The 26,632-nt window shown below is 58.0% G+C and carries 29 protein-coding genes; 11 read left to right on the top strand and 18 right to left on the bottom strand.

What is annotated here, in order from left to right:
- Positions 1-32: 32 nt before the first annotated feature.
- The 5 genes from NKH97_RS03985 to NKH97_RS03965 form a co-directional block, all read right to left on the bottom strand.
- Complete coding sequence (locus NKH97_RS03985; protein WP_352442893.1) at positions 33-872, bottom strand: hypothetical protein; 840 nt, start codon at positions 870-872, stop codon at positions 33-35.
- A complete protein-coding gene (locus tag NKH97_RS03980; RefSeq protein ID WP_352442894.1) occupies positions 869-1,261 on the bottom strand; it encodes a phage holin family protein in 393 nt (130 codons plus the stop codon). Before NKH97_RS03980 ends, NKH97_RS03985 begins: the two co-directional genes overlap by 4 nt.
- Positions 1,258-1,863, bottom strand: a complete 606-nt coding sequence (locus NKH97_RS03975) for a hypothetical protein (protein ID WP_352442895.1) — start codon at positions 1,861-1,863, stop codon at positions 1,258-1,260. The genes NKH97_RS03980 and NKH97_RS03975 overlap by 4 nt, the downstream gene beginning before the upstream one ends.
- A 316-nt stretch (positions 1,864-2,179) precedes the next feature.
- Positions 2,180-3,025: a manganese catalase family protein gene (locus NKH97_RS03970; protein ID WP_023811920.1), complete on the bottom strand. Its 846-nt coding sequence runs from the start codon at positions 3,023-3,025 to the stop codon at positions 2,180-2,182.
- A 172-nt stretch (positions 3,026-3,197) separates the two neighbouring features.
- Positions 3,198-4,115, bottom strand: a complete 918-nt coding sequence (locus NKH97_RS03965) for a glycoside hydrolase family protein (RefSeq protein ID WP_352442897.1) — start codon at positions 4,113-4,115, stop codon at positions 3,198-3,200.
- Positions 4,116-4,475: 360 nt separating this feature from the next.
- On the opposite strand from NKH97_RS03965, the gene NKH97_RS03960 reads away from it, so the two are divergent.
- Positions 4,476-5,648, top strand: a complete 1,173-nt coding sequence (locus NKH97_RS03960) for a glycosyltransferase family protein (protein WP_023811918.1) — start codon at positions 4,476-4,478, stop codon at positions 5,646-5,648.
- Between the two features lie 2 nt (positions 5,649-5,650).
- Positions 5,651-6,793, top strand: a complete 1,143-nt coding sequence (glf, locus tag NKH97_RS03955; protein ID WP_352613341.1) for a UDP-galactopyranose mutase — start codon at positions 5,651-5,653, stop codon at positions 6,791-6,793.
- An 88-nt stretch (positions 6,794-6,881) separates the two neighbouring features.
- On the opposite strand, the gene NKH97_RS03950 is transcribed toward glf, so the two are convergent.
- Positions 6,882-8,048 carry a beta-glucosidase gene (locus NKH97_RS03950; protein WP_128305822.1) on the bottom strand — a complete coding sequence of 389 codons (1,167 nt, stop codon included), beginning with the start codon at positions 8,046-8,048 and terminating at the stop codon, positions 6,882-6,884.
- Between the two features lie 205 nt (positions 8,049-8,253).
- Here NKH97_RS03950 and NKH97_RS03945 point away from each other — a divergent pair, with 205 nt between their 5' ends.
- The 4 genes from NKH97_RS03945 (at position 8,254) to NKH97_RS03930 (ending at position 10,763) form a co-directional block, all read left to right on the top strand.
- Positions 8,254-9,129: an MBL fold metallo-hydrolase gene (locus NKH97_RS03945; protein WP_128305823.1), complete on the top strand. Its 876-nt coding sequence runs from the start codon at positions 8,254-8,256 to the stop codon at positions 9,127-9,129.
- Positions 9,130-9,453: 324 nt separating this feature from the next.
- Positions 9,454-10,188: a Crp/Fnr family transcriptional regulator gene (locus NKH97_RS03940; RefSeq protein ID WP_352677659.1), complete on the top strand. Its 735-nt coding sequence runs from the start codon at positions 9,454-9,456 to the stop codon at positions 10,186-10,188.
- Between the two features lie 19 nt (positions 10,189-10,207).
- Entirely contained in the window at positions 10,208-10,444 is a 237-nt protein-coding gene (locus tag NKH97_RS03935; protein ID WP_127296098.1) for a DUF6894 family protein, read from the top strand.
- A 1-nt stretch (position 10,445) separates the two neighbouring features.
- The gene (locus NKH97_RS03930) at positions 10,446-10,763 is read left to right on the top strand and encodes a hypothetical protein (protein WP_352630699.1); all 318 of its coding nucleotides are present in this window, start codon (positions 10,446-10,448) and stop codon (positions 10,761-10,763) included.
- An 836-nt stretch (positions 10,764-11,599) separates the two neighbouring features.
- On the opposite strand, the gene NKH97_RS03925 is transcribed toward NKH97_RS03930, so the two are convergent.
- From NKH97_RS03925 to NKH97_RS03915, 3 genes are all read right to left on the bottom strand, one after another.
- A complete protein-coding gene (locus NKH97_RS03925) occupies positions 11,600-12,652 on the bottom strand; it encodes an NAD(P)/FAD-dependent oxidoreductase (RefSeq protein ID WP_352795485.1) in 1,053 nt (350 codons plus the stop codon).
- The gene (locus NKH97_RS03920) at positions 12,649-12,933 is read right to left on the bottom strand and encodes a DUF6894 family protein (protein WP_352613335.1); all 285 of its coding nucleotides are present in this window, start codon (positions 12,931-12,933) and stop codon (positions 12,649-12,651) included. The genes NKH97_RS03925 and NKH97_RS03920 overlap by 4 nt, the downstream gene beginning before the upstream one ends.
- Positions 12,934-13,044: 111 nt before the next feature.
- Positions 13,045-13,293, bottom strand: a complete 249-nt coding sequence (locus NKH97_RS03915) for a hypothetical protein (protein WP_352630703.1) — start codon at positions 13,291-13,293, stop codon at positions 13,045-13,047.
- A 513-nt stretch (positions 13,294-13,806) separates the two neighbouring features.
- Here NKH97_RS03915 and NKH97_RS03910 point away from each other — a divergent pair.
- Together NKH97_RS03910 and NKH97_RS03905 are read left to right on the top strand one after the other, a co-directional pair.
- A complete protein-coding gene (locus NKH97_RS03910; RefSeq protein ID WP_352721459.1) occupies positions 13,807-14,133 on the top strand; it encodes a low affinity iron permease family protein in 327 nt (108 codons plus the stop codon).
- On the top strand, positions 14,078-15,466 hold the full coding sequence (locus NKH97_RS03905; protein WP_352630707.1) for a phospholipase D-like domain-containing protein: 1,389 nt from the start codon (positions 14,078-14,080) through the stop codon (positions 15,464-15,466). The genes NKH97_RS03910 and NKH97_RS03905 overlap by 56 nt, the downstream gene beginning before the upstream one ends.
- A 71-nt stretch (positions 15,467-15,537) precedes the next feature.
- On the opposite strand, the gene NKH97_RS03900 is transcribed toward NKH97_RS03905, so the two are convergent.
- The 5 genes from NKH97_RS03900 to NKH97_RS03880 form a co-directional block, all read right to left on the bottom strand.
- Complete coding sequence (locus NKH97_RS03900; RefSeq protein ID WP_352630710.1) at positions 15,538-15,756, bottom strand: hypothetical protein; 219 nt, start codon at positions 15,754-15,756, stop codon at positions 15,538-15,540.
- Between the two features lie 954 nt (positions 15,757-16,710).
- Entirely contained in the window at positions 16,711-17,004 is a 294-nt protein-coding gene (locus NKH97_RS03895; RefSeq protein ID WP_128305828.1) for a DUF768 domain-containing protein, read from the bottom strand.
- Positions 17,005-17,188: 184 nt separating this feature from the next.
- Entirely contained in the window at positions 17,189-17,791 is a 603-nt protein-coding gene (locus NKH97_RS03890) for a DUF4142 domain-containing protein (protein ID WP_128305829.1), read from the bottom strand.
- A 53-nt stretch (positions 17,792-17,844) separates the two neighbouring features.
- Positions 17,845-19,242 (bottom strand): cytochrome B6, encoded by a 1,398-nt coding sequence (locus tag NKH97_RS03885; RefSeq protein ID WP_127296090.1) that lies wholly within the window; start codon positions 19,240-19,242, stop codon positions 17,845-17,847.
- 289 nt (positions 19,243-19,531) lie between these two features.
- Entirely contained in the window at positions 19,532-19,777 is a 246-nt protein-coding gene (locus NKH97_RS03880; protein ID WP_352630712.1) for a hypothetical protein, read from the bottom strand.
- 726 nt (positions 19,778-20,503) lie between these two features.
- Between NKH97_RS03880 and NKH97_RS03875 the strand changes: the two genes are divergently transcribed.
- On the top strand, positions 20,504-21,013 hold the full coding sequence (locus NKH97_RS03875; protein WP_023811902.1) for a ferritin-like domain-containing protein: 510 nt from the start codon (positions 20,504-20,506) through the stop codon (positions 21,011-21,013).
- 318 nt (positions 21,014-21,331) lie between these two features.
- Here the strand turns inward: NKH97_RS03875 and NKH97_RS03870 are convergent, their stop codons facing one another.
- From NKH97_RS03870 to NKH97_RS03860, 3 genes are all read right to left on the bottom strand, one after another.
- Positions 21,332-22,177 carry an SIR2 family NAD-dependent protein deacylase gene (locus NKH97_RS03870; protein WP_050592710.1) on the bottom strand — a complete coding sequence of 282 codons (846 nt, stop codon included), beginning with the start codon at positions 22,175-22,177 and terminating at the stop codon, positions 21,332-21,334.
- A gap of 41 nt (positions 22,178-22,218) precedes the next feature.
- Positions 22,219-22,527, bottom strand: a complete 309-nt coding sequence (locus tag NKH97_RS03865) for a hypothetical protein (RefSeq protein ID WP_352630714.1) — start codon at positions 22,525-22,527, stop codon at positions 22,219-22,221.
- A gap of 527 nt (positions 22,528-23,054) precedes the next feature.
- Positions 23,055-23,288 carry a hypothetical protein gene (locus tag NKH97_RS03860; RefSeq protein ID WP_352630717.1) on the bottom strand — a complete coding sequence of 78 codons (234 nt, stop codon included), beginning with the start codon at positions 23,286-23,288 and terminating at the stop codon, positions 23,055-23,057.
- A 75-nt stretch (positions 23,289-23,363) separates the two neighbouring features.
- On the opposite strand from NKH97_RS03860, the gene NKH97_RS03855 reads away from it, so the two are divergent.
- A complete protein-coding gene (locus NKH97_RS03855; RefSeq protein WP_352630718.1) occupies positions 23,364-23,864 on the top strand; it encodes a metallophosphoesterase family protein in 501 nt (166 codons plus the stop codon).
- A 267-nt stretch (positions 23,865-24,131) separates the two neighbouring features.
- Here the strand turns inward: NKH97_RS03855 and NKH97_RS03850 are convergent, their stop codons facing one another.
- Positions 24,132-24,563: a hypothetical protein gene (locus NKH97_RS03850; RefSeq protein WP_023811898.1), complete on the bottom strand. Its 432-nt coding sequence runs from the start codon at positions 24,561-24,563 to the stop codon at positions 24,132-24,134.
- 786 nt (positions 24,564-25,349) lie between these two features.
- On the opposite strand from NKH97_RS03850, the gene ku reads away from it, so the two are divergent.
- A complete protein-coding gene (ku, locus tag NKH97_RS03845; protein ID WP_352795479.1) occupies positions 25,350-26,174 on the top strand; it encodes a non-homologous end joining protein Ku in 825 nt (274 codons plus the stop codon).
- Positions 26,175-26,632 lie beyond the last annotated feature (458 nt).

The raw sequence follows: 26,632 nt of genomic DNA, 5'->3' as shown, positions 1-26,632 counted from the left end.
GACCGACTATCGTTGATCCAGGATCATTCAAGCTAGGTTTGACCCTGAGACGGATCGGAAATCCGTTCACGCACGGCGTGCTCGGTTTTGTCTGCTGTGGACTTCACGATCTCGCCGAGCTGATCGGCCATCGTGTCTGCTTCCATATGTTGCCGGCCAGCTTCCTGCTTGATGGTTTCATAGGCGTCGGCGGCGGCCTGCTTGGCCTCATCGAGACCCCTGTCCAGCATGGTTCCGGCAGTATCGCGAAGCTTGTCACCAAAGGCGCCTAGTTGCTCATCCTCCGTTGTGGTATGCGGCAGCATTGCACCGATAGCGGCGCCGATGGCGAGACCGACGGCCGCTACGGCCAAGGGTTGGTCTTCCAACAGATCTTGCGCGGAGCGGCTGGCTTTCGCCGCCATGTCACCAGTCATCGAGCTTGCATTGGCAGCGCTTCCCGTCAGACCCGCCGCAGCGGCCCTTGCGGTGCCCGATATGGTATCGCCGACGCTGGTAGCGCTCGATGAGAGCGAATCCGCGGCATCGGAGAGCGTGCCGCCGAAGCCGCCGCGCTCCCCTTCATCATGTCGTCCCGGCGCTGGAGGCAATGGGTAGCCAGCCGAACCGTGGGCCATGTTTGAGGTACCGCTGCCGAACATTAGCCAAGCCAGACCCGCGCCCACCATGGTGACCGGCAAAGGATTGTCTCGGACCTGCGTCCTGAGATTGCTGAGTATGGCCGAGCTCTCCCCTCCCGAGAACAGCCCGGTGAACTCATCCAGCAATTGTCCGGGCGTCATCTTGCCTCGAATAGATTCGGCGGTCTCCATCACCCGGGCGCGGGCTGCCTCTGCCTCGCGTTCAAGTTCGGCTGCGGATTTCTCTTTCATCTCACCTGTTCCTTGATCACGCTCGCATCGCGCTTGAGCTGTTCCTGGGTCCGGTCGGGGGTAAGTTCCGAAGGCGCCATGCTGGCCATCCCGGTCCGCAGCAGGATGACGCCGAGGACCGCCACGACCACACCGACCAGCAGGGAAGACCACCCCGCGCCAAGCCCTGCCCGCGTCAGTGCGATAACGAGTGCCTGCAGCAACACCAATAGCGCGGCGAGCAGGCAGATCGCGCCGCCCAGTACTTCCGCGGCACCTGCTCCGGCTTTGGTAAGCTTTTCAGAGAGCTCTGCCCGAAACAGCCTGGCTTCGGTTTGCACAAGCGTGGTGACGTTCTGGGCCAGGTCCGTCACCAGCCCGGCAAGGCTGGTATTGTCCTGTGTGCTCATCTGTCTTGCTCCGCATTCTGAGTGGCCGGATCCTCGCCGAGAAGGTCGAAATTCTGGGAACTGTCGGCGGACCAATCGGCGGCCTGGCTGGACGTGATGTCTCCCGACGCTCCCTGAGCTGCTTCAGGACCCGCCGGCGGAGAAGCCTTGATGAACCGCCCGAGAGCCAATCCGGCCAATACCGATCCGGCAAGCAAGACACCGGGATTTTGCCGGCCAAAGGACTGCACGTCCTCCAGGACCTGGCCGAACGGCTTCTGTTTCAATGACGATGAAAGCCGCTCCAAGCCACCGGCGGCATCCAATGCGAACTTCGATGCGTTCCTTTCATCGTTGTTGGCCAGATGGTCACTGGCCGCGCGCAGTGCGCCGCCCAGCGCCGCCAAACTCGATCCGATGTCGCGCTGAGCTTCCTCCGCCTTGTCGGAAATGACATCCCTGGCTTCAGATGCATAGTCGCCAGCCTTACGGGTCACCGTGTCACGCGCGTCGTGGAGCAACTCGCTGGCACGTTCTTGTTCCAGGCGAAGCCTGTCGGAAACGTCGCTTTTCGCCTTGTCAAAATCGGTGGGCTGTCCGCCCTGATCGTTCTCACGCTGCATGGGCCACCTAGTGAAGACCGAGGAAGGAGAGGACCGCGAGCACGACAACGATAAGGCCGATAAGATAGATAACACTGTTCATGTGCACGTCCTCCGTGGCTCCCAACTTCGTGGAACCTCCGATGTTCCATTAGGTGAAGCATTTATAGCTAAGCTGAAAATGGAGAGCTCGTCAGGCACACACCAACACGAATGAGCTGCGCTGTCTCTCGTACACAGCGCCAATTGGCCGATATAACCGGGTGCGGCCGAGTCAGCGAGAAGCGCCAAGGGGGAGACAGCCAGTGCCGGCAGCCTTCGGTATTGCTAAGACAGCCTATTCGGCTGCCTGCCTGTCGATCAACTGCTCGCTCTGGGCGCCTGAACTTGGCCTTGGCGGCGAAAGCATGGGCTCCTCGCCCATTGGCGCAGCGGCAACAAGGGAGAACTCGCCCCTTCCGTCTATCGACGGTCCTTCGCTCCAACGTCCCCGCGCTGGTTCGACACCTTCGACGAAGCAATTGATGAAGGCATAGGATACCTCCTGATGCTCCTTCTCCTGCGGAAAGGAGTTGGGGACCGGCAGAGACGCGTTCAATCCGCCCATGTCTTCGATCGCCGCGAGCCACTGCTGTTGATGCATGGTGTCGCGCGCAATAAGGAAGGACAGCATGTCCTTCATGCCGGGATCGTTGGTCATGTTGTACAGGCGGGTAGCCAGTACGCGGCCGCTTCCTTCCGCGGTGACGTTTGCGACCATATCCGCGGCAAGATTGCCGCTGGCATAGACATGCGAAGCATTGAAGGGAACGCCGTTGGCGTTTTCAGGCAGTGCGGCCAGGCCGGTCGACAAGATATGGCGGAAGTTCATCCCGTTGAGGACCGAGCCGCCGACCGTGTCCGACGAGATGTCCTCCTGCAGCGAAAGTGGTGCACCCTCTAGATTGAGGGCGACCGCAGTCGCCAGCATTTCGATATGGCCGAGTTCCTCGGTCGCCGTGTTCAACAACAGGTCGCGGTATTTGGCCGGTCCGCGGCATCCCCATGCCTGGAAGAAATACTGCAAGGCGACGCGGATCTCGCCTTCTACTCCACCTATGGCCTGCTGCAACGCGCGGGCAAAGACTGGATTCGGCGTTTCCACACGAACCGGGTACTGCAATTTCTTGTCGGTGTAATACATGGCTGACTCCTGGTTTGAAGTCAGCCGAACCTCAGCTCGGACGCATTGTTCCGTAGGAGGAACGTTTAATTCCGGCAGGCTTCCCGACGGAACGTCTCGAGCTACGGAAGCTCATTGCGCAATGCGAGCCGTCCAGTCGGTCTACGCCGTGGGTGCCCATTGGCACCGGGGATCATGCGACCTTGGAAAACAGGGCGACGTCGCATCTGGCCAGGCCGTAGCGCCACCGATGATCGGTCGTGGCGACCCGGCTTTGGTAAAACAACGATAGTTGGCTGCCTTCGATCATCACCGTCGAGTGGCCGTTCTCTCCCGGCTGGCCTGGCTCCAGCACCGGGCCGATCGATACGTAAGGTCCAGCAACGTCATCAGCGATAGCGAAGAACACGCGTTGCCGGTTCCCCCGAAGTCCATTCGGCAGAAAACAAGTGGCATTGAGAAGCACCCGACCGTCCGGCAACTCGACCAGCTGTGCGCCTTCTATGCCCCATTCATAGTCGGGATCCTCTCTCGTATTATGGTGAGGGACATCATTATGGTCGAGGATCTTGCCGATCCGCTTCCAGGGACCGAACCACGAGTCGGATTGGCTCCGTGCGAGGTAGATGTCGGGTTGCGGCACCCTGGTGAATTTTGGCATCGCGGAATAGACGAGGTAGCGCTTGCCGCCAATAACTGCGGGATGCGGATCGTAAATGCCGTCCTCCTCGGTGTCCGGGATGGCAAGGATCGCCGGGCTGAGAACCACCCACTGGAATCCGTCATTGGAAACCGCGTGCTCGCACCGGCCGCCAGACTTCATGAACTCGGTCTGGATGAACATATGAAAGACGCCGCTTTCGTGGATGACGCCGGGAGCCGCAACACCACTCCCGTTGATAGGAAGTTCGATCGGCGGATGCTCGGTCCACGGTCCATAGAGATCGGGCGCCGTGGCATGAAGGATCCTCCACGTCTCGGTGGTCACCGTGCCACTTGAGCCGAAGACGTGCCACAGACTGCCATCGAAGACAGGGCACGGGTCTTTGAGATCATCGACGCTTTGCGGATGAAACAGCGGAAAAACATTGGTCGCAAAGTCGATCTTCATATCAGCCCCGGAATCTTGCCCTGCCAAAACCGAATCGCCAGTCGTGCAGGCGAATCAACGTGATGTTCTGCACATTTTATAGCCGACAAGTTCAACGCAAATACGGCAATGCCGTTCTCCACCAGCATTCCCCAGTCGCCCCGCGCCTCAAAGCCCGCCGACACACGATAGCCGTTCTCGACTCAGCGAGCGGATCTCGTTTTCGTCTATCGAGCGGCGACTGAAGGCGCTCCATTTCACCTTGGAACAACTCACCTCGTTGAAAGTTAGGAGACGGGAACGAAGTTTAGTTCTCTCCCGTCCGCGACTAACAAATGTTAGTCGGAACATAAACGACAGACTAAAGGAAGGAAATCTTCAATGGAAGCAGCCTTGGGTGGGGCAGTCGCCAGTAACCGCGCTGGCAGGGAAAATCTACTGGTTTGCTTCTCCCATTTGCGGTGGAATTTCGTTCATCAACGCCCGCAACATATCCTCAGTCTCGCCTCCATGCAGCAGAGAGTGGTCTACTTCGAAGAGCCTGTTTTCGAAGACCTGCCACAGCCGCTGATGCGGACGAGCGAGGCAGCGCCAAGCATTCTAATTGTGACGCCAGTGCTTCCGCTCGGCATGTCGGCCGCGAAAGCAGATGCCGTCCAGCGGAGATTTGTCCAGCAGATCATAGCTTCAATGCCGCACAGCCGGTTGATCGCTTGGTACTACACGCCGATGGCTCTGCGCTTCACCGAGCACCTCGACCCAGACATATGCATCTATGACTGCATGGACGAACTCTCCGCATTCAAGAATGCGCCGCCCGAGCTGGGGCAGATGGAAAAGGCCCTGCTGCGCCGCGCCGATCTCGTTTTCACCGGAGGCCTAAGCCTGTTCGAGACCAAGCGTCACCTGCATCACGCGATCTTCCCTTTTCCTAGCAGCATCGATGTGAAGCACTTTCACACTGCGAGACGCCCAGGAAAGGAGCCAACCGACCAGGCCGGCATTCCTCATCCGAGGGTCGGATATTTCGGAGTTATCGACGAGCGGCTGGACGTCGAGCTCGTAGCGCAGGCGGCGGAGACTATGTCGGACGTGCATTTCGTGATGCTTGGCCCGGTCGTCAAGATCGACCCCGCAACCCTGCCCAGAGCCGAAAACCTGCATTGGTTGGGCGCGAAGGCCTACTGCGACCTGCCCCACTATATGCGCCATTGGGATGCCGGTTGGATGCCGTTTGCACTCAACGAAGCGACCCGCTTCATCAGTCCGACCAAGACGCCAGAGTTCCTAGCGGCCGGTCTCCCGGTGATCTCGACGGCAATCGTTGACGTTGTGCGCAGCTACGGCGCTGCTGGACTGGTGGAAATCGCCGACAGTGACGATCTGGAAATCAAGCTGCGCTCCATTCTATTGCGACCTCGTGAGACGTTCCTGCCGCAAGTCGACGCCTATCTTGCGGACATGTCTTGGCAAAAGACATGGAGTGGCATGACCGCTCACATCGAGCGTGCCTATCGAGGTAAGAAGGTCATCCCTCTCCGCAGGAGTGCATAGCCATGTTCGATTGGCTGATCGTCGGCGCGGGATTTGCCGGCAGCGTGCTTGCTGAAAGGATAGCCTCCCAGCGCCACGAAAGTGTTCTCCTGGTCGACCGCCGCAGCCATGTCGGCGGCAACGCCTATGATTGCTATAATGAGGCCGGCATCCTCATCCATCGTTATGGGCCACATATTTTTCACACCAACAGCCAGTCGATCGTGGACTACCTCTCGCAGTTCACGGAATGGCGCACATACGAGCATAGGGTGCTGGCGGCCGTGGATGAGAAACTGCTTCCCATCCCGATCAATCTCGACACGGTAAATCGCCTTTACGGCCTCGACCTGAATTCCACACAGTTGGAGGAGTTCTTCGCGTCGCGGCGCGAAACCGTAGAGGACGTACGAACGGCCGAGGACGTCGTCGTCAGCACGGTGGGACGCGAACTCTATGAGAAATTCTTCCGTGGCTACACCAGGAAGCAATGGGGCGTCGATCCTAGCCAACTGAGCAAATCAGTGACGGCACGAGTGCCGACCAGAACCAACCGCGATGACCGCTATTTTAGCGACAGCTTCCAGAAGATGCCGGCCGGCGGGTACACGAGAATGTTCGAACGCATGCTCGACCATCCGAACATCAAGGTCATGTTGCAGACCGACTTCCGCGAAATTCGTGACGAGATACCATTCAACCACCTGATCTATACCGGCCCGATCGACGAATACTTCGGCTGGCAGCTCGGGCGTCTTCCTTATCGCTCGCTCCGTTTCGAGCACGTCACCCTCGACCAAGAGCAGTTTCAGCCGGTTGCCGTCGTCAACTACCCCCAGACGGAAAATTACACCCGCATCACCGAGTACAAACATCTGACCGGCCAGCAGAACGCGCGGACCAGCCTGACCTACGAATATCCCACCGATATCGGGGACCCGTACTATCCGGTGCCGCGGGCCGAAAACGAAGAGCTCTACAAGCGTTACGAAGCGCTCGGCGCAACCTGTCCCGACGTGTGGTTTGTCGGCCGCCTGGCAACCTACCGCTACTACAATATGGATCAAGTGGTCGGGCAGGCTCTGGCTACTTTCGCCCGCATCCAAAAGAGCGTCCCGGAATGGGCGAGCGCGAGGAAGGCGTCGTTGGCCGAAGGGGCGCTGTAGCTCCCCCACCTAGACGTACTTGGGAGCATCGGGCTTGGCAACGCGGCGCCAACAGCGCTCGCAACAGTCCCTTGTGCCGCTCATGTATTTAACGCGTCGGGTTCGCCGCGAACAAAGTTTGCTGGCGGGCCAATTCATCCGCGATGGGCGTGCGGACATGTCGGCTGCCGTTCGCCTGGATGACCGAAAACAATCCCACTTCCGCATGCCGCGAATTGTCCCAGCCCGGATAGGCGGTTATCGGGTATAGGCAAATACCTTCGATCGGCGCTTCGAGACCGATTGCGGCACGCACCTCGTCGCAGACATAATGGAGCCAAGCCGCCCCGCCCGATCCTTCGGAGCCGGTCTCGGCGATGAACATCGGCTTGCCGTATCGACGCGCGACCTCAATCAGCATCTCCGATAGGGCACGGTACTCGTGATGCCCCATCGGAATCGTCGGCCCGTTTAGGTACCACTGATTGTGTGGGTAGAAATTCAGGCCAACGACATCGACAACATCTTCGCTGCCCCCCAACTCTGGTTCTGCCCGGCCCAGCAGCATGTCGTAAGCTTCGAACTGTCCGAGACGGGCATTTTCGGCCCGGCGCCATTCGGTCCGCGTTCGGTCGCGAGGAGCAATGTGGATAAGCGGCTCGGCCCAGACAAATCTGCAAGCGGGATCGACCTCCCGCATTGCCCGAACGCCAGCTATTGCAGCTTTCACGAGGTGCCGCTTGAACCATCCCCGCTTCTTCGGGCCGACGCGCGGGAAATACCCGACCTCAACAGCCCAGGCGAAAAACGAAATTTCGTTGATTGGGCACAACAGAGGCGCTGTACCGGCGATTGAACGATGGACCCTCACAGCTTCCGCAGCGAACGAGGCATAGGCATCGATGAAATGCATCGACCCCTGTTCAACGTGGTCTGGAGATCCGTAGTGGAAAATGTCCCAGATGACCTGGACACCTGCCGATTGCGCTGCTTCGACCATCGGCGTCCAGCTTGACCAGTCATAGGTCCCAGGAGCGGTTTCGATGAGGTGCCAGCGCAAACCGTCGCGGATGGTACGAAGACCGAGTTCGGCGCAACCGCGGTAGTCGCCCAGGGCATGCAAATAATGCGACGTCGCGCGGATAAGATCGAGGCGAACGCCGTCCTTGCGCCGGTGCGACGAGCACTCAAAGCCAGCCATGAAAAAACTGGCGAACGCCGACGTGCCCGCAATCGAAGTCAAGCCATCGCTATCGCTTTGTGCTGCTTCGCTCATGCGGCAACCCCTTCTCATTTGCCATGCTGCACCATCGTCCAGTGTATTACTCAGGGCCAAACCCGGATGGTCGAGCCTTTGTTCCCCGATCGAGCCCACCGAGCCGGTGGAGCAGACAGGAGCCAGGGAACAAGGTGCGCCGAGGCAAGTTCGGGACCGAGCCGTCATCGATTGTCCAGCGGTTACAACGGAGGCAGGGAACAGCATGACCGTTCAGATTCGACTTTCCGACATCGACCATGCCAGGCGCGAGGATCGTGGCGACGGCGTCTGGAGCATCGCGCCGGATTTGGCCTATTTGCGGCTGACAATTGTGAATGTCGTGTTCTTCGGCGCTCCCGGCAGCGGAGATCGAAACTGGGTCCTGATCGATACGGGTTTGCCGACGTCGCGAAGCAGCATCCTGGCGGTCGCGGAAAAGCGCTTTGGAGCCGGCGCGCGGCCCGCCGCGATCATCTTGACCCATGGCCATTTCGACCATGTGGGAGCGGTTGTGGATCTGGCCGGCACATGGGATGCGCCCGTTTTCGCGCACCCGCTCGAGCGTCCCTATTTGGACGGAACCGGGTCCTATCCACCGCCTGATCCTTGGGTGGGGGGCGGCCTGATAGCGCTGCTTTCGCCACTCTTTCCTCGTGGCCCAATCGATCTCGGAGATCGCCTGCAACTCTTGCCGGCCGACGGATCGGTCCCCGGCATGCCCGGATGGCGCTGGCTGCACACGCCCGGGCATGCGCCGGGGCATGTCTCTCTCTGGCGCGAAGAAGACCGCTCGCTGATCGCTGGGGACGCCTTCATCACCACGGGTCAGGAGTCGGTCTATGAAGTCGCCGTTCAGGACTTGGAGATGCATGGTCCACCGCGCTACTTCACACCGGATTGGGATGCGGCGGAAAAATCCGTGAAACAACTGGCTGCGCTGAAGCCGCAGATGGTGATCAGCGGACACGGAGCGCCAGCTGCGGGAGTTGGCATGCGCCAAGCCCTCGACAGACTGGCTGAGCGGTTCACGGCATTCGCCGTGCCGCCGCGGATGAAGTTCGTGCGTGAGCCAGCCACTGTTTCAAATAGCGGAGCTTAGCGGAGCGCCAGGAGCTGTATTGCCGCTCCAAGTTGCTTGCAGATTGTCTCGGCGGAACAACCTCGTAGCGCCAGTTGGGGCATATGTTCCGTTGCGGACGTCAAAGCCTTGCCGAATTGGCGCCAATGGTTTTCTCAGCGACAATTTCGAACACAGCCCATGTCATAGGTTAATGCGTGGCTCCGCAGGCTCCCCTATGGGCGGCATAACTGCGGGTTCGATTGTGCGGCGGTCCAATCACCGTTCTCCGCCGCCGCTCTGTAATGTCACGGAACTTTCAGCGCGAATGCAAGTTCGATAAATAACATAAGCTAGGTAGCAAATTTGTCTCCCACCTCATCCTCGGATGTACTTATCCGCAAACTCCTGAGCATCTCGGATGTTCGACAGACCGACATCGACGTTTTGAAGAGCATCCCGATCCAGGAGAAGGATTTTTTGCCCAACTACGACCTGGTGCGTGAGGGGGACCGTCCTGTCAGTTCGTTTGTCGTTTTGGATGGCCTGCTCGGTTCCACCAAACTTACCGGCGACGGCAAACGCCAGATTACATCCTTCTTTGTGGCTGGGGATATTCCGGATCTGCACGGACTGCATCTGTCGGTCATGGATTGCAATTTTACGACCCTCACAGCAGCTAGACTGGGCTTCATACGACATGACGCTCTTCGCGCCGTTTGCGAACAGCATCCTCGAATCGCGACGGCTTTTTGGCGGTCGACCCTGATCGATGCAGCTATTTACAGGGAATGGGTCACTAATGTGGGAAGACGCGAGGCATACACGCGCATGGCGCACATATTGTGCGAATTGATTTTTCGCTTGCGCTCGGTTGGACGCATCCAGGATCACGTCGCGGATCTTCCCATTACCCAGGCAGCCCTTGGCGATGCATTGGGCTTGTCCACAGTCCACGTCAACCGAATGCTTCAGGAACTTCGACGTAGAGGCCTCATCGCCACCACAGGATCAAGAGTGCATGTTCTGGATTGGCTTGGCCTCACTCATGCAGGTGATTTCGACACGACCTACCTGCACCAAAGGAACCCTGCAGTTTAGTGGTGACGGAAGCTCTCGCATGGCACGATTTTTCTTTGATAGTGGCGATCACGATCTGGTCTTCGAGGACCAAATCGGCATCGAATGTGCCGGTTTGGAGGAGGTGCGCCGCGTGGGCTTCGAGGGCCTTATCGACCTTACGAGAGATGCACTCACTGAGGTGGACGGGCAGCAAGTGTTTGTTGAAGTGCGGAACGAAAACGGCGACAGGATTCTGAGGCTGAGCATCTCGCTGCAGATCAAGTTGATGAGGTGACGTGCGCACCGGACTTGCCGCGTCAGAAAGCTGCCGAGCGACGGCACATAAACCCGAACGCCGCGTGATCGGACAGTCGCACGAAGATGTCGCCGCATTTGCGACCTACAGGCAAGCTTCGGTTCCCCGCAGGGAAGAAATCGGCAAGGCACAGCAGAAGGCCATGGCCCGTCCGATACTTGGCCCAACCCGACTGATTTTAATCGGTGTCGCGTATTTTTTGATGAAGTTCTGGAACGCGCACTTTCGGCGCTCGTTCATGTTGTCTCAGCAGTGGGTGTCGAAGTGCAACGAAAAGCGAACGAAGCAAGCCGGGTAGCGAAAGGCCAGGAACTTGAGGTCGAACATCTGGTCGAGCTCACGGACATTGACCCCAAGCAGGCCCGAACGCTGCTTCGCAAGCACGGCGCCGATTGGCCGAAGCTCAAAGACGAGGCGGAAGCTCTGAAGAAGGAAGACTAATCGTCACCTTCCCAGCGGTTGGCGAGAAAGCTGTTCTAACTCATCCTCGTCCGTGATCCCCGCCTGGTAGTAGGCCAGAATACGTGATGCCCGGCGTTCCCTCTCGGTTGCGGTTTCGTTTTTGATTTTGCTGCGTGCGAAGACGCGACTGAGTAGGGCAAGTTCTGATGGCGTGAAGGCGTCTCTATGCATCGCATCTCAACTCCGCGCGCCGCCCGTCTCGAGAGGGGCCGAGGCGGGCTGAAGCTGTGGTTGCAACCTCTGATGCCGGCCAGCAAGAGATCGCAGAACAGGTCGTCCGGCGCGCGCTAACGCTGGACGAGAAAGAATGTTCCACGTGTTCTCGGGAGGCAAACAAAATGGCGTCCGCTCGAACCAGCAACGGCCTTTTATCGGTCTACGGCGTGATCTGCCTCAACTACATCCGGAAAGCCTCTTCCGAGATGGAAAGCCCGCCCCGGACAAAGCCGAGACGGGCCGAAGCTGCTTCGGCAGCCTCAAGGCCCAGACAATGAGGGAGGATTGTAGGCCTGCAGCCAAACCTCGTGCCGCAGTGAATGTTCCGCGGCTGTAACTGTTGGCGGGATCATCTGCTGCGATTGCAGGGCGCGGCAACTTCTTGTCGGCCGGGGTCGAGACGTTCCGACGCGCCGTCAAGCGGCCGACATCCCGATCAGCCGCGTGGTCTCATGTTCATTGAGAAGGCTGATCTGCAAATCCAGTCCGCTCGGCGCTCTCCAGCTCTCTATGGGCATGCGACGCGGCAATGGCAGCCTGTCCAAAAGCGACGGCTATCTGGTTCAACGCTTTGACAACGTCACCGATGGCGTACATGCCGTGGATGGAAGTCTGCTGATGCTCGTCGACTGTGACATAGCCGTCTTCACAACATCTTGCGCCAACGGCCTCGGCGAGTTGAGAACGAACCTTGCATCCGAGTGCCAGATAAATGGAATCGAAGCGGTATGAAGTCCCATCTTTCAAAATCGCCTCGCAGCCGTCTGCTGCCGGACAGAGCGTGTCGAGAGCGTCACCGATGACTATGCCTCTTGCCCTCGCCGCACTACGAGTGCTGAGCGAAAAGTCGGATGCGTCGCTTCCAAGCATCGTTATGAGCGGTGTAAACCGACTGAGAAAAATGGCCTCTTTCAAGGCTCTCACGTCGTGCCCGACGACCGCAATCTTCTGGTCGATCGCCTCATACCCATCGCATACTGGGCAGAGTCGAATGACACCTGCGGCAATTGCCTCGCGTAGACGCGGAATGACGGGTGTCGTGTCGGTGATCCCTGTCGCCAAAAACACCTTGCGTGTCCGGATTGCGCCAATCGAGGTCTCAGTGACGAACCCTCCATAGGCAGGGGCGAGGGAATAGACCTGCCCTCCAACCAGAGTGGCTCCATACAAGGTGGCGTGACGTCGAAGGCGATCCAGGATATCGGCTCCACTTATCCCTTCGGGAAAGCCAGGACAGTTATGGCTCGTTGGGATCAAGGCGGCACGAGGATCGCCGGCATCGATCACCAGCACGCGATGGCGAAAACGGGCAAGATATTGAGCGGCGGTCAGTCCTGCCGGCCCGCCTCCGACGATCAGGACATCTTGGGTCTCGGCGGCCGGTCGACTGACGTGGCTATCGTGCATGGTTGGGCGCATCACCGGCGAACGATTTGGTTCGTGCGATGTTCCAAGGGCGGTCTTCGGGACATCTGGCTCGATGGCAACAGCGTAGACACCAGACTTCAACCCGACCGTAAGACGCCAGGCTCCTCTGTTTCCTTGAACTCTTCCGTATCCTTGGGCGCGGCGACCAGATCCTGGAATCCGAGAGTGGCGACGAGATAGCCTGCCTCATCGTAAACCTTCGTCACCCAACTGGTCGGGTCCACGCCGTCGACAATTCCGTCGAGCATGGCCTCTTTGGCAACGCGCTTCGCCTCCCTGACAGCCTCATCTCGATCAGCCATATCGGCGAAGATTGCAGGCTGCGACATGCCTTCGATAAACTCGAAGCGAAATTTCGGCATCGGTTGCTCCAGTCGGTGTGCCAGCGGATCGGCCATTTCTGGCAGGTTTGACGGTCAACGCGGCGGTGTCGAAAAGGATGCAGCGGATGGTGTTCGCATGACCATCCAACGTCAGGCAGCGTTGCTGCGTCCCATCTCCCAATCGTCCCGCCAACGTGCGCGCACGGCAATCATCAGCTTGGCCGCTTCCGTCATTCCTGTTTGGAACAGCCTGATCAACTCTCTTGCGACGGCATAGGCCGCCGCCGTGTCAGGCAAAATGGCAAATTCCTGGCACAGCGCGTCAAATGCCGCGCGAAGGATATTCAGGTCACTGGGGTAGAGAGCTTCTGTGTTCATGCGGATGGGTCGGTTAAGCATCAGGCTCCTCCAAACGGGCGAGAGTGCGATAGTCGCTCCAAGCAGCGAAACCCGTTACACAGCCGCTGACCACGGCTTTATGCGGCACAGCCCACCAGCTGTCATTAAACTATGATGCACTCGGCCGTTGTTCATGCGTGAAGATCGCCCCACGGCCCATTCATCGCTTAACCTTCGCGCAAGGGTGTAGACGGCGAAGCCCTATACTCCAGCGACTATAACTCTTCGCGGCGCGATTGATGGGGCACAACGTGCAGCAGAATTTACCAAGCGCAACCGCAGGTGCCGAAGCGGCTGAATCCAAATCGCCTCGTCGCCGATATGAGCGTTTGCTGAACCGAACGCTTGGCGAGACTATCCAAATCGAGACCGTTCTCGATGCCGGATGGCATGTGGGAGGGCCGACGCAGGACACCTGGAAAGCGTGCGCTGCTCAACTGTACCTTTTGTTGATTCATGGCGGGGGGATATAATGCCCCGCGGAACCAGGGGCACTGCCGCGAGTTCTTTGGAATGGCAAATCATCCGGTCACGAGCGCCCTTACCTCAATCGGCACATTGACTTCCCGTCCCGCAGCGTTCCTGGTGTTGCTGGCCTATGCAATCCTTTGGATGATTTTCGAGCGACAGAGCTTGGATTGGCATGGAGCCGCTACATTGTTTACTTGGGCGATGACGCTGTTCATCCAGCGCGCGGAGCACCGCGACACTCAAGCGATCCACGCCAAGCTTGACGAGATTCTGCGGTCAGATCACGCGGCTTCAAACATCACGCGGATCGACGATGAAGAGCCCGAGGAGATCGAAAAACATCGCCATCGCCGGCAGCGGGGCGATTGACGTGCAGCCTTTCGGTTCCGTTGCGTCAGGCGCCCGCAAGAAGACCTCCGGTATTGAGCTTTGGCGAAAGGTGCTCATCTATCTGGCCATTGCCACCATCGCCAGCCTGCTCACGGTGTTGATCATAAATCTCACTCCAGAGTCGCGCGTTCTACGATCAATCGTTCCCCATCGGTTCGACGCTACGGATCCCCAATTTTCCAAGACGATGAGCAGCTATTCGCAAGGGCAGATGTTCGGCTCCAATGCGGTCCAAACTCTCATCAACGGGGACGAAATATTTCCGTCAATGCTGCAAGCAATCGGGGCGGCTCGATCCAGCGTCGACATCGAGACATATATTTATTGGTCGGGAGCCATCGGCTACGAGTTCGCAATCGCATTGGCGGCCAAGGCCAGCGAAGGCGTCGAAGTCCGCGTGAACGTCGACGGGGTTGGCAGCCTTCCCTTCGACGAGGACTTGATCCACATCATGACCACGGCCGGTGTGAGGTTCGAACGCTATCGGCCGCTACGCTGGTATACGTTGGACCGTGTAAACAACCGAACTCATCGCAAGCTGCTGATCGTCGATGGCCGGGTCGCTTTCACTGGCGGGGTCGGCATTGCCGATAATTGGCGCGGGAACGCACGCAACTCAAATGAATGGCGCGACACGCACTACCGGATCGAAGGACCCGCCGTGGCCGCATTCCAGGCGGCGTTCGCCGAAAACTGGCTGGAGACGACCGGCGAGACATTGCAGGGCGCGAAGTTCTACCCTGCAGTTGCGCCCGCTGGTGGGCTCGATGCCCAACTAATACTTTCTTCGCAGCCAAACGGCTCGGAGAACATGGAGTTGATGATGTTGGCGGCAATAGCCGCGGCCAAGGACCATCTGCGCATCGGCATGGCCTACTTCGTGCCGGACGACATAGCCCTGCAGCAGATTCTTGATGCAAGGAGGCGAGGCGTCTCGGTCGATATCATCGTTCCCAATTGGCTGACGGATGTGCCTATAGTGCGAAAGGGTTCACGTTACTTCTGGGGCGAATTGCTCAAGGCCGGTGTGCGCATCTTTGAGTTTCAACCCACAATGTACCATCCGAAGCTTTTGATCGTCGACGATGTCTGGGTGAGCTTTGGCTCGGCTAATTTGGATGAGCGTTCCTTGCGCCTCAACGATGAGGCCACTCTGAATGTCTACGGCATGGAATTCGCGCGGACGCAAATAGACGTTTTCAACGAGGACCTGAAACGATCAAGGCAGGTCAGTGTGGAAGAATGGCAAGCTCGTCCGCTAAGCGAAAAGGTCACCGACTACTTTGCGAGCAGGTTTCGCTCCCAGCTTTAATGGCGAGGTGCGGAGATGCAAAGTCCCCGCGATTGCTCGCGATTGGTATTGATAGACGCTCTTGGTCGAAGTTAAACGCCGCGCCGCTTTACGGCTTCTCTTTTTGAGAGCCTGAATGGATTTCGATGAATTTGCGGTTGCGCCGGCGACGACTCCACCAGATGCTGTGCAAGCCTTGCTTGTCTCAGCCGCGCCGTCTTCTCGGCGCGTTCGGCTCGTTCAGCGTCCAGCATCTGTTGGCTGATACGTTTGGCGCGGTCGTATCTTTCCTTGTCGTGATTGCGAGTCACGGACACCTCCTAGCCAGCAACAAAAATCCTGCGAACCTTTTGGTGACACGCGGCTTGCGTTGGCTGGGACCGGGCGTGATGGCTTGTGCGAGGCGAGCCTCCTTCAACCGCGCCGTCTTGGCGGCGCGCTCAGCACGTTCCTTGTCGACAATGAGTGCTGCAGCTGATGTGGTCTTCTCGTTGCGACCGTCATCATTGGTCCGCGGCATCTCAGCGCCTCGCCTTAATTCTTATCGCCCGCGGTGCCATTTTGTACCCGGGTCGTGCTCTAACCTGGTCTATCGTCCTCTTGGCGGAGCTTTTGCCTGCATGAGCCGGCTTCTTGCGCAGGTGGTTGTCGTTGTCCGCTCGTGGGATGGCCATCTCGGTTCTCCTATGCGGGCCCAACTTCGAAATGGCGGAAGTGTTCCCAGCCAACTCGCAAGTTGCTGGGCTATTTTCGGATGCAGCGGCGGATCCCAAGGCATGCGATCCGAGCCTGGCGTCGTTTGCCAACTCGCGTCCAGCGATTGATAACGACCCACCTTGCAGGTGCGCGAATGAGCAGCGGGACTGCTCGAGGCAGGTTCATAGCTGATTTCACGCTTGGAACACGTTGTCGGTCTTTAGGTTGTCCAAACGGCGTGATGCCGCAGGTGTCTACGATGAACTTTCCTCGCGACGCGATGGTTCAGACTTTGCTGCAGCAAGGGATCCCGCGGAAACGCATAAGCTCGGCATTGCAGGGAATTCGGCGCTAGGGTCGTTGAACCACTACCGGGTGTGTCTGCAGTCAACCTTACAGGCAGCCGCAAGTCCAGACGAGGAGCACGGTTCCAAGCGCATACGGGACAAGAAGCAAACCTATCGACACCCAGAAAGCCGGCTCTGCCAAGGCGGCCATGTCCTTGCGAAACTGCTCCATAGGGCTACCCCGACAACTTCGACAAACGAATAGAGCTAACCTGATAAAACCTATGGCCCGCTTTTGGCATCTTCGACCTCCAGCGCATCCATGACGGCTGCCACATCGCTGGCTTCTCCGTCGACGCCACCATGCACCCCAGTTCCGGCATTCTTTAGTGCTTGCTCGATCGCATCTTCAATGTTTCCAAGCTCGTCCTCACGCACCTCGCGACCATAACCGGCCGCTTCGGCATCCTGCTCGAATTGCTGGGCCAGCACGGCGAAGCTGACTTCCTCTTCGCCAGCCAGAGTGCCGACATTCTCCTGCAGCCAGTTTTCAAAAAATTCTTTGGTCGCGTTCATCTGATAACTCCTCCGCCGGGTTAAGCGCGGCGGCGATCCGAAGTTCCGCCATGCCGTCACTTTCCCAATCAGCAAGGGCTATGCTCAGGATAGGCTTGGCTGATCATCTTACGAAAAGACGCTCGTGCGCTGACATTCATGGAAGACAGCCTGAACTTTCAGGGGTTCACATGGACCGGCCGCTTCATTTGGTCTTTTGCGCATCCGGCGCAAACAGGGCCTGCCCCGCCAGCTTCGCGTGCAATGCGCGGGCCAGGTCAAGATGTTCCAGCACCGTCGGCAGCTTTTCGGAGGCGAAGCGCTGAAGCGCTGCATCCTCGCCCGAGCCTATCTCCCAAGCCAGGAGTTGCGCCGTCTTTTGGTGATCGACGATCTGCGCTCCCAGGTAAGCCAGCTCAAACGCGGTGCCGTCGAGTTTTTCGAGATCGGAACGGATTTTTTTGTGATCTGGGTCGAGCCCTTCGGGAAGTGGAATTTTGCTTTTATCTGCCACGGATTTCAGCTGCTCATTGGCCTTGTCGTGATCATCGACCATCCGATTTGCAAATTCCCGAACCCCATCGTGACTTGTCTTTCCAGCCGCGAGCCGACCTAGCTCTATCTCGGACCTGCCGCCTACCATAATCAGCTGGGCGAAAAGCCGATCCTGATAATTCGTCTGATGCGGTGCTGGAACTCCAGGCTTCTCCATACTCGTATCGGGAGCAAGGCCGGCTGGATTGCCGATTTGCGCCAGCGCACAGCAGGGCGACAATGCCAGGGCTACTGTCATTACGGCAGCACGCATGATGTCCTCCATTCAGTACCGAATTAACCTTCGGCCGCGGTTTCCCCGGTGCTCTAGAGCGTGAGCAGATAGGCCACCAATGCATCCTTTTCCGATTGGTCGAGCTTCGTTCCGAGCACCAGGTTGAAGAACTCTACGGTATCGCCCAGCGTCATTAGGCGGCCGTCATGAAGATAGGGCGGAGAATCCTTGATCCCGCGCAACGTGAAGGTCTTGATCGGTCCATCCGGTATGGCAACCTGATCGTTGAACGTCTGGCCAACTTTGTAGAATCGCTCAAGCTTCAGATCGTGCATGTTGTTGTCCATGAAGGACAGACTTGGAACATGACATTCGCCGCAGCGGCCCTTTCCCATGAACACCTGCTCGCCCTTGATCTCCAGCGCATTGGCGGCAGCCGGGTCAAGTCGTCCGAACGGATCGAGCTTCGGTGCCGGCGGAAAATCGACGATGTTCTGCATCTGCGCCATCATCGCAACCTGGTTGGGCCGATCCGGCAGATTCACGCCCTTGCGGGTGGCGCTCACGTGATCGCCGTTGAAATAGGCAGTGCGCTGTTCGAACTCCGTAAAGTCCTCCACGGAACGCAGCGAGCGTTTGGACCCGTGGATCTGCTGGTTGAACAAGCCGCGCAGACTGGTCGTGTCGAGCCGGAAGCGCTCGGCTTGCGGCCGCACGTCCGGGGTAAGGTGAAACGCCGCGTTGGTGTGGAAATTGGAATGGCAATCGAGGCACGCCACACCCGTGCTTTGCATCGCTACCTTCCTGTCCTCGGTCTGATTGAATTCCTCCTGCGGAAATGGCGTCAACAGCAGACGAAGCCCTTCCATCTGCACGGGCGTGATGATGCCGTTCATGTATTCATAGAAGTTGCGTATCGTCAGCAGATCACCTCGCGACACATCGCCAAGCTCCGGGTGCGTGGTGAGAAATATTGGAGGTGGAAATTCCGGCGTAAGATAATCCGGCAGGTCGAAATCGACATCGAAGCGACGCAGATCCCGTCCTTCATCAGCGCCGATCTCTCTTATCTGACTTTCAGGAAAGACCTGACCTCCAGTGGCCTGCTTGACGTGCGGCAACGGCAGGAAACCTTGCGGCAACAGACCACGATCACGAATTTCCTGAGGAGTTTTCGCTGCCAAGCTGCTCCAGGTTTCGCCTGCCGGCAGTTTCACTCGCGAGCCTTCTTGCACAGCTTTGCGCCCGCCCGACATCATGACGCCCCGCATCGGCCGGTCAGCCAGATCGTAACGTCTCTCAAGCAGGCCGCGTTGCCGTTGTGTCACTGCCGGTTTTTGCGCTTCGTCAGTCTCCTTGACCGCGGAAAAAGGCAAGCTTGGCAATGGACGATATGTCAAATCCGGCGGCAGCGGGTCCGAAGCAACATTGAGCGCGAATGTCGCAGCCCCAAGCAGGACTGGCAAACCAAGATTGAAGATACGCGACATATCTCCTCCCCACAGCGTTGAATTTGACCCCAACCAGTGCGCGCCAGCTTTGTTCCCGAGCTTTGGAAAAAGCCGATCAGCCGCCGACTGGACAACGCAACGCATGATCGTCCCACGCTCGGCTTCTCGGTGATCACCGGTGTCGCTGTTTTGGAGATGCGTCGATCTGCGTGCCTGAACGCGGACCACGATTGTGCTGCTCGAACTATTGCCCGCGATCTCGCCATTTTCTGGCTGATGACTGCACGCCCGCCGATCGACTGGTGCCCTGTAACCCTGCGAAGCTATTCTATCCCGACAGTTCGGATTGAATAACCTCATCGGTTGGCGACCCATCAGACGTGACTGCGCTTTTGACCTGGTCCATCCCGAACTGAGCGACCTGAACCATCATAGCCTTGGCCTTTGCGATGAGTTCGTCGTCGGGAAGACTATGCCCGGCCTGCAGGGTGACTGTAATACACTCGCCTCCCTCCCCGCGGAATTCCACGACCGGTGCCTGGTCTCGGCTGACGACAATTTCCATCATCTGCATAAGAACCTCCTCCTCGCTTCGACTGTAGCGGCCAGCCGAAACTAAACGCACGGCCGTCTAATCCTTGACATAAGCCCCAGGCTGACGACCGCCTCTGGGCGCCTTGGCGTCTTTCGAACGCTCGGCGATCGCAGGACCTGCTCCAGAGGTTTTCTCTGCGGCCGGTGAAGGTGTCGCCTGCTTTGGCGGGGTCCTGCCGCCCGATTTTTCGGGGCGGGGTGATATGCCAACTGAAGAATTGTCTGAAGAAGTCATGGCCCGTTTCCTTGGCTGCGAAATTCCATTACCAACCTGCGAAACGCCGTGACGTTCCATCGTGAATAGATCTCCCGTGACGTTCCATCGTGAAAACAAGATCTCCGCTGGTGAACCTGGGGCCACGCTGAGGCGCATCAGCAACGAGCTGTTTTTCGCAAGATAAACGGTAAATGCAGACAGTTCGGGCAAGACACAGCTTGGCCTGACACATGGCAGCGTGGCAGCAGAATACGAGCCGACACGAAACTCTAGAGATACCCATCGCCGAACGCGGTGACGGCAACAGCTTCGGTCATTCTGCAGAATGCGTTTCAGCGCCGCGGCAATGCCCATCGCCCGAGGTCCAGGAGCCTGAATCCAGCGCCGACCAGCAAAAGGCTCGCGATACAGGCCGAGGCCGCAGCTCAACCGATGAGGAACAATATCTCCCTTTGAAAGTTCTGGCCGACCCGTGAAGGAGAATGAAAAATGTCAGAATCGCGCGAATGGCTTGTCCAATGGCTTAGGGATGCTCACGCTATGGAGGAGCAGGCCGAGACCATGTTGAATGGGCAGCTGAACCGAATTGAGAACTATCCTGAGCTCAGCGACCGGATTCGCCAGCACGTTCAGGAGACCAGACAGCAGGCTGCTCGGCTGGAAACTTGTCTCGACCGCATCGGACAAGGATCTTCCACATTGAAGGATGCCGGCGGCAAGCTGACGGCAATGGCGCAGTCGCTCAGTGGGGTCTTCGCCGGTGACGAAGTGATGAAAGGATCGCTTGCAAGCTACACGTTCGAGCACATGGAAATCGCCTCCTACACAATCCTTATCGCCGCTGCCAAATCGCTAGGTGAAGCAGAGGTCGCCCAGGTCTGCGAAGAGAACCTGCGTGAGGAAGTCGCGATGGCGGACTGGCTGAAAAGCCATATTCCAGCGACAACCGAACAGTTCCTCGCGCGGACCGACTCGGAGAGTGAGAACGCCAAGCGTTGATCGGTCGGTCATTTGCCGAATAAGAGATCGCGCGTTGCGCCGAGCTCGGCGCAACGCGCATTGAGGTTGAGGCGTTACCGGTGTGAAAGGCACTTCGAAGGAAAGGCAGTTTTCGTCAGTTTCTCCGTGCCGCGATTTAGCATCCCGACATGCAGGTCGAGCCAAGGACATCTCCATCTTACTCAAGAGCCAGGCGAAGCACGTCATGTGCGGCAAGATGTTGAGGGCCGGAATTGAACATTGAAATTCCGGACGGAGCTCTCTGCTATGCGGCCGTTTCTTGAGAGCTCGCCGAACTGCCGTTTACCCCGATAGTTCCTATTGCTCGCTGTTTTGCGACACTTCCCCATCCCCAACCATCTCCGCCAGCCGGCTGAGGAAGTCCATCAAAGCAGCTTGCGGCTCGTCGATTTCGCCGACGACGACCGAAATGCCCCAACGCCCAAGAACGGCCTCCTCCACAGGGTTTCGGCTGGTCATGAGGATGAACGAGGGCGGGCGATCTTTCTCATAGCCGGACCGATGCCACGTCTGCCAGAGACGGTGCAACAGCAACCGAATATTTGGGTCGGAAAGGCTATAGCCAATGAAGAGGATCGTGCTGCCGAGTGCATCCGAGCGAAAACGCACGTCCAGCGGAGAATTGAAGGACAGGCGATCGAGGTAGTCCGTTTCGGTGAGGACGAGGGACGAATCCTCGTCGAAATCACCATGGAACTTGACGATGTGGGTAACGCCTTGGCGGGCCTGCGCTACATCGCGTGCATTGGCCACTTTCACGTAGTCCCGGCCGTATATCTCATAAGCCAGTTCTAGGTTCCGGTCATAATTAGTTGTGTAGATGACAGGGAAGTCGAGCCTCACGATGAGACGATGCAACTCGGATTTCTCGATCCGGTCCTTGGGGACGGACCAGTTTCTGTCCATCCAACTGCGAAGTGGCCCGATGCTGCCATGCTTGATCCGATAGTACTCGGCCAGGGTTTGAAAGCGATCGCGTCGCGTGGAAAATTCGTCGTCGACGCCGAGCTCCTTTGCCATTCGCTCTATCAGCTTCTCCCAGGAGGGTAGTCCAACACTGATCGACACCCCTGCCCCAACAAACAGAATTGCGCTGCGATGGCGAATTGCGTTGGCGAGCGAATCTACAGGGTCATCGTTCATCAAGTCTTTTGAGGCCACCCGCGCAGGTCGACCCTCCTCCCTCACATCTGGTCGTTGTTAGGCTGCTTGGTGATCCCCACCTGCCTGGCCAGTTCGGAAAACGGTGGCACACTCGCTTCGAACTGCTTGGTGTTAGCCAGCCGCAAAAGACGCAAAGGGAAACACACTGCGTCGCGGTTAGCCGGCGACATATCCTCGAAGAGGCGCTCATCAACCGTGAACGAGGCTTCCGCGTTTTTCAACGCCGTGTCGATATCATCGACAGAGAGAAGGCCTTTGCGGACCAAGGCGTTATTAACGGCCGCGACCGCCATGAGCAAACCTTCCAATTGCAGGTTGGCGACGTTCATGGGCCATGTCCTTCATATCATTGGAAGCCCGTCGATAGATAATCCTGCTCCGGAGGCGTTGTGCCGTGCCGGTGATGGGGTTGCCGCTTGCCAGAGCGCTTCGGCTGCGCGGCGGCGCCGGGATCGGCATCTGGTGGCGCCATGGCTTGGATCTCCGCTGGGCTGCTGGACAACTCTCCACATGCCTCGAGGTTCCGGATCGCCATGGCAAGCTTGCAAGGTAGAGGCAAGGCTTCAGCGGGAGCCACCCAGCGTGTCTGCCGGCGAGCCATGCGCGGGAAAACTCGCGGATGGAACCGGAATACCACATCCGAACTCAGGGCTGTTGAAGTACCGTTCACCGTAGCCACGCGCAGGCCGAGCCGCCTTCGGCAAAAGATGCCGGCCGCGTGCCGCTCGTAGCCAAAAGCAACCGTTGCAAGGCGTTCGGCAACTTTAAAGCTCCGACTGTGCCTCCGGGATGGGCCATATAGAAACGACCAAGCTGATGCCTGCTAAGGTCTCGGGATCTCGTTTTATCGACGACATCAGGCTGCCGCGCTCGGCAGATCAGCAGATCCGATGGATGGGAACAACCCGGCACGGTGATGGTTCGGTGGCATCAAAGGTGATAGAGAACGATGGGTAAAAAGCCCAAACAGCACACAGAAGCCACGGCGGATCGTGAAAAGGCGATCGAAGCGCTCTACTTTGCGCGCAAGTGCGGCCTCACCAAGGAAGAGGCACTCAAGATGTTCAGGGAAGCCCAAATCAGGATCCATGATGGACCCAAAAGGCGCTCCGGCAAGCGAACTTAGAAGCGTTCGTCGAGCGCTCGTCTCAGCCAGCGGCGGCGCATGATCTTCTTCACCTCCGACACGCATTTCAACAATCCCCGCATTCTGCGGCTCGACCCCCGCCCCTTCAGTTCATTGGCGGCGCATGACCAGGCACTGACTGAACTTTGGAACGAGACTGTTGCTCCAAGCGACGAGGTTTGGCACCTCGGCGACTTTGCCAAGGGATCGGCGGAGACAGTGTCTTCGCTGCTGTCCTGCCTCCATGGCACCAAGCACCTGATCATCGGCAACAACGACGGCGTGGTAACGCTCCGCGCTTCGGCTTGGGCTAGCGTGCAACACTACAAGGAGCTGACGGTCGAGGGCCGTTTCTTGGTTCTTTGCCACTACCCGTTCCGCACCTGGAACCAGATCGGCAAGAAATCGATAAACCTGCACGGCCATTCTCATGGCCGGCTGAAGCCAATGACGCGGCAACACGACGTCGGCGTGGACGCCTGGGATTTTCGCCCCGTCACTTTTGCTGCCATACAGGCCAGGCGGCGCCGCCGAGGTTAGCGCAGCAGATGGTCGAACGATCGACGTCTTTACGTGGTGATGCTAGCCGCAAACAGGAATCCAGAAATCCTGCCCCTGGGGTATTGCAGCCTTGCCTGGAACGCACCGCGAGTAAACCGGACCGAGGAGCGCCCCACCCGTCTGCACAGCCGTCACAACCTTTGGGACAGGCGCCGACCCCCGTCGTCACCCCGGCGGCGCGCCACTGGCGCCCAATCGTTCATCCACCTCGCTTGAAACGAGCTTCAATCGCCGTCCTTGGCGATCTCAGTGCCACATTCTCTCTCTAAGCCACTTAAGAAACCTGTTCCCTCCAATCGACCGGCGGACTCTAGCGGCAGCCCACTGCCCTCTGAACGTGGTTCCGACATGGCAACTGCAGACGATGTCATGCAACTCACCGTCAGACAGTTCGAAGAAGCGCTTTGCTTCCCCATAGGTGTCATCCTTCAGGCCTAACGCACGCAGTAGCGGGTCCTCGAAGGCCACTGTAATTGGCGAGCCCTCACCGCGTGCTGCGTCGCGGGCTTCCCGCTTCAGATACTCAGTGCCGGTAAGGGCTCTCAGGCGTCGCTCGGGATGTTGTGCCAGCAACTCTGCCCAGCGCTCAATACGCTGTTGCCGGGTCATGATCGGGTATGTCGAGAGGGGTTCTACTTCTGCAATTGTCTGCAATTGACTTAGAGTTTGGTGTTCCATCGTCGGCTCCTTTTGATCGAAGTCCCTTCCCCACAAAAACTATCGCGCGCCTACGCACTGACAAGAGCCGGTAAGGCGGCCACTTGCCCGACATGGATTGCGAAATGACAAAAACAGCGCATTGCTCCGCCGGCGCGCGAAACGATATCTCATCCCAAATCAGACCGAAGCCGTTCAGAACGAACAGCTCGCCACCCGCCCACAACAACAATTTAAATTAGTAACGCCTTATGGAACTTTGGGGTTGGCGTTTCATTTCATCGGCATGGAGGCCACTGTAATCCAGTGAATTGGATCTTGAGACAGGCACAAGGCCGACAAGGCGCCCCTTCCACGTAGCTTGAGCCAACCAAAAGAAAGACCTGCTTCGCGGTTCGGCGCGTCCGCCATTTCTGACAAAATCGATGTCCGCTTCCAGGCCGGCAAACACACAACCCAAACGACAGGAATGAGGGCGCTTTGCGGACATTCGAATAAGCCCAAAACTGGACCTACATCGAGCCGGCCTATCAACCTGCTGCTGGGCATATTCAACAGCCTTTCGGAGCGCGTGCAGGGCAAGATCGGCGTCCCGTGCCGAAGGGCTTAAAGAAAGACAAGGCCGAGAGGATCAAGCCAGGCTTGGTCGGCCGGGTCAAGTTTTTCTGAAGGGCGAAGAAAAACTGCGCCATGCAAAGCTGCTGGACTACCGTGAAGAATAACTAACATTGGCGAGGGTACTGCCAACGTTGAGGAACAGAACCGTGTGCCTGACGTTGTGCCGGATCGACGTCTAGGAGAAACGGCATGGTGGCGCCACGCGCGGTCTGGAAGGGCTTTCTGAGGGTCGGTTCCGTGTCATGCGGGGTGAAGATAGTGGGTGCCACAAGCGAGGCATCCAAGATCCACTTCAAGATTTTGAACCGCAAGGACGGTTTACCCGTCAAAAGCGCCTATGTCGATGAAGAGACTGGCGACGTTGTCGAAGCCGAGGATCAGATCAAAGGGTATGAGGCGGACAAGGATGATTTCATCCAAGTCGAGCCGGACGAGTTAAAGAAACTGAAGCTGACGTCACAGCATACACTTGACGTCGATTCCTTCGTTCCGGTTGCCGAGATCGACACACGTTATCTCGAGAAACCATACTACTTGATCCCGGCAGACGGCGCCTCCCTGGAGGCCTTTGCCGTCCTGCGCGATGCGATGGCCAAGAAACGCGTTGCGGCACGCTCCTGCGTCGTACTCTATCAGCGCGGGCGCGAAGTGTTGATACAGCCCCTTGGAAAAGGGATGTTGCTGACCGAGCTACGGACCCACAATGAGATGACATCGGAAGACACCGTCTTCGACGATGTGAAGAGCGCAAAATATGATTCGGATTTGCTCGAAATCGCGGGGCTTCTCATCGACAAGAAGGTGACAAAGTTCGATCCTTCGAAATTCGAGGACACCTACGAGGACGCGTTGATTGCCATGATTGACGCCAAGCGCAAGGGCAAAAAACCCCCGAAACCGGTACCGAAACCCAAGGAGAACGTGGTCGACTTGGCCTCAGTTCTTCGAAAGAGCCTCGCCAAGGAAGGGATCGGCCAAGATCGGCCAAAGGCCAATAGCCGCAAATCAGCTTAGGTGCTGGAACCGGCACTCGTTCGTTGCTCATCCATATCGCTTGCCGAGAAGCGGAGCCTTGAGCGCGTCTAGCTGATCCTGAAGGCGGCCTTTCTCCACGATCATTCCCTCAGGGCCTTCGCAAACGGCACCGTGCACTGCTCCGTTGCCTCGCTAGACAGATTCACCACTAGCATTTTCGGGAAGGGCCGCGCTCGTGTCCGCACCGTCTGACTGGCGCGTAACATGCTGTGTAACAATCGATTCTTAGATTTCTTGATTTGCTTGGATCGGAGGCAAGAATCGAATCCCACTTCCTCCGCCAGACGTCGAATTGTCCAGCCCGGAGACATGGGTAGCGGTTTGTACCTAAGACATGATGACAACCTCGTGCCCAGCGGGTTGTCAATTGGTTGCAAGGTCCTCTGTTCCAAGTCGATATATCCGAACTGCGAGGTCATCGATCACGAGCGCCCTGT

The sequence above is a fragment of the Mesorhizobium sp. M0870 genome (assembly GCF_040319775.1).
GTDB lineage: Bacteria > Pseudomonadota > Alphaproteobacteria > Rhizobiales > Rhizobiaceae > Mesorhizobium.
This window is presented reverse-complemented; position numbering and strand designations above follow the sequence as displayed.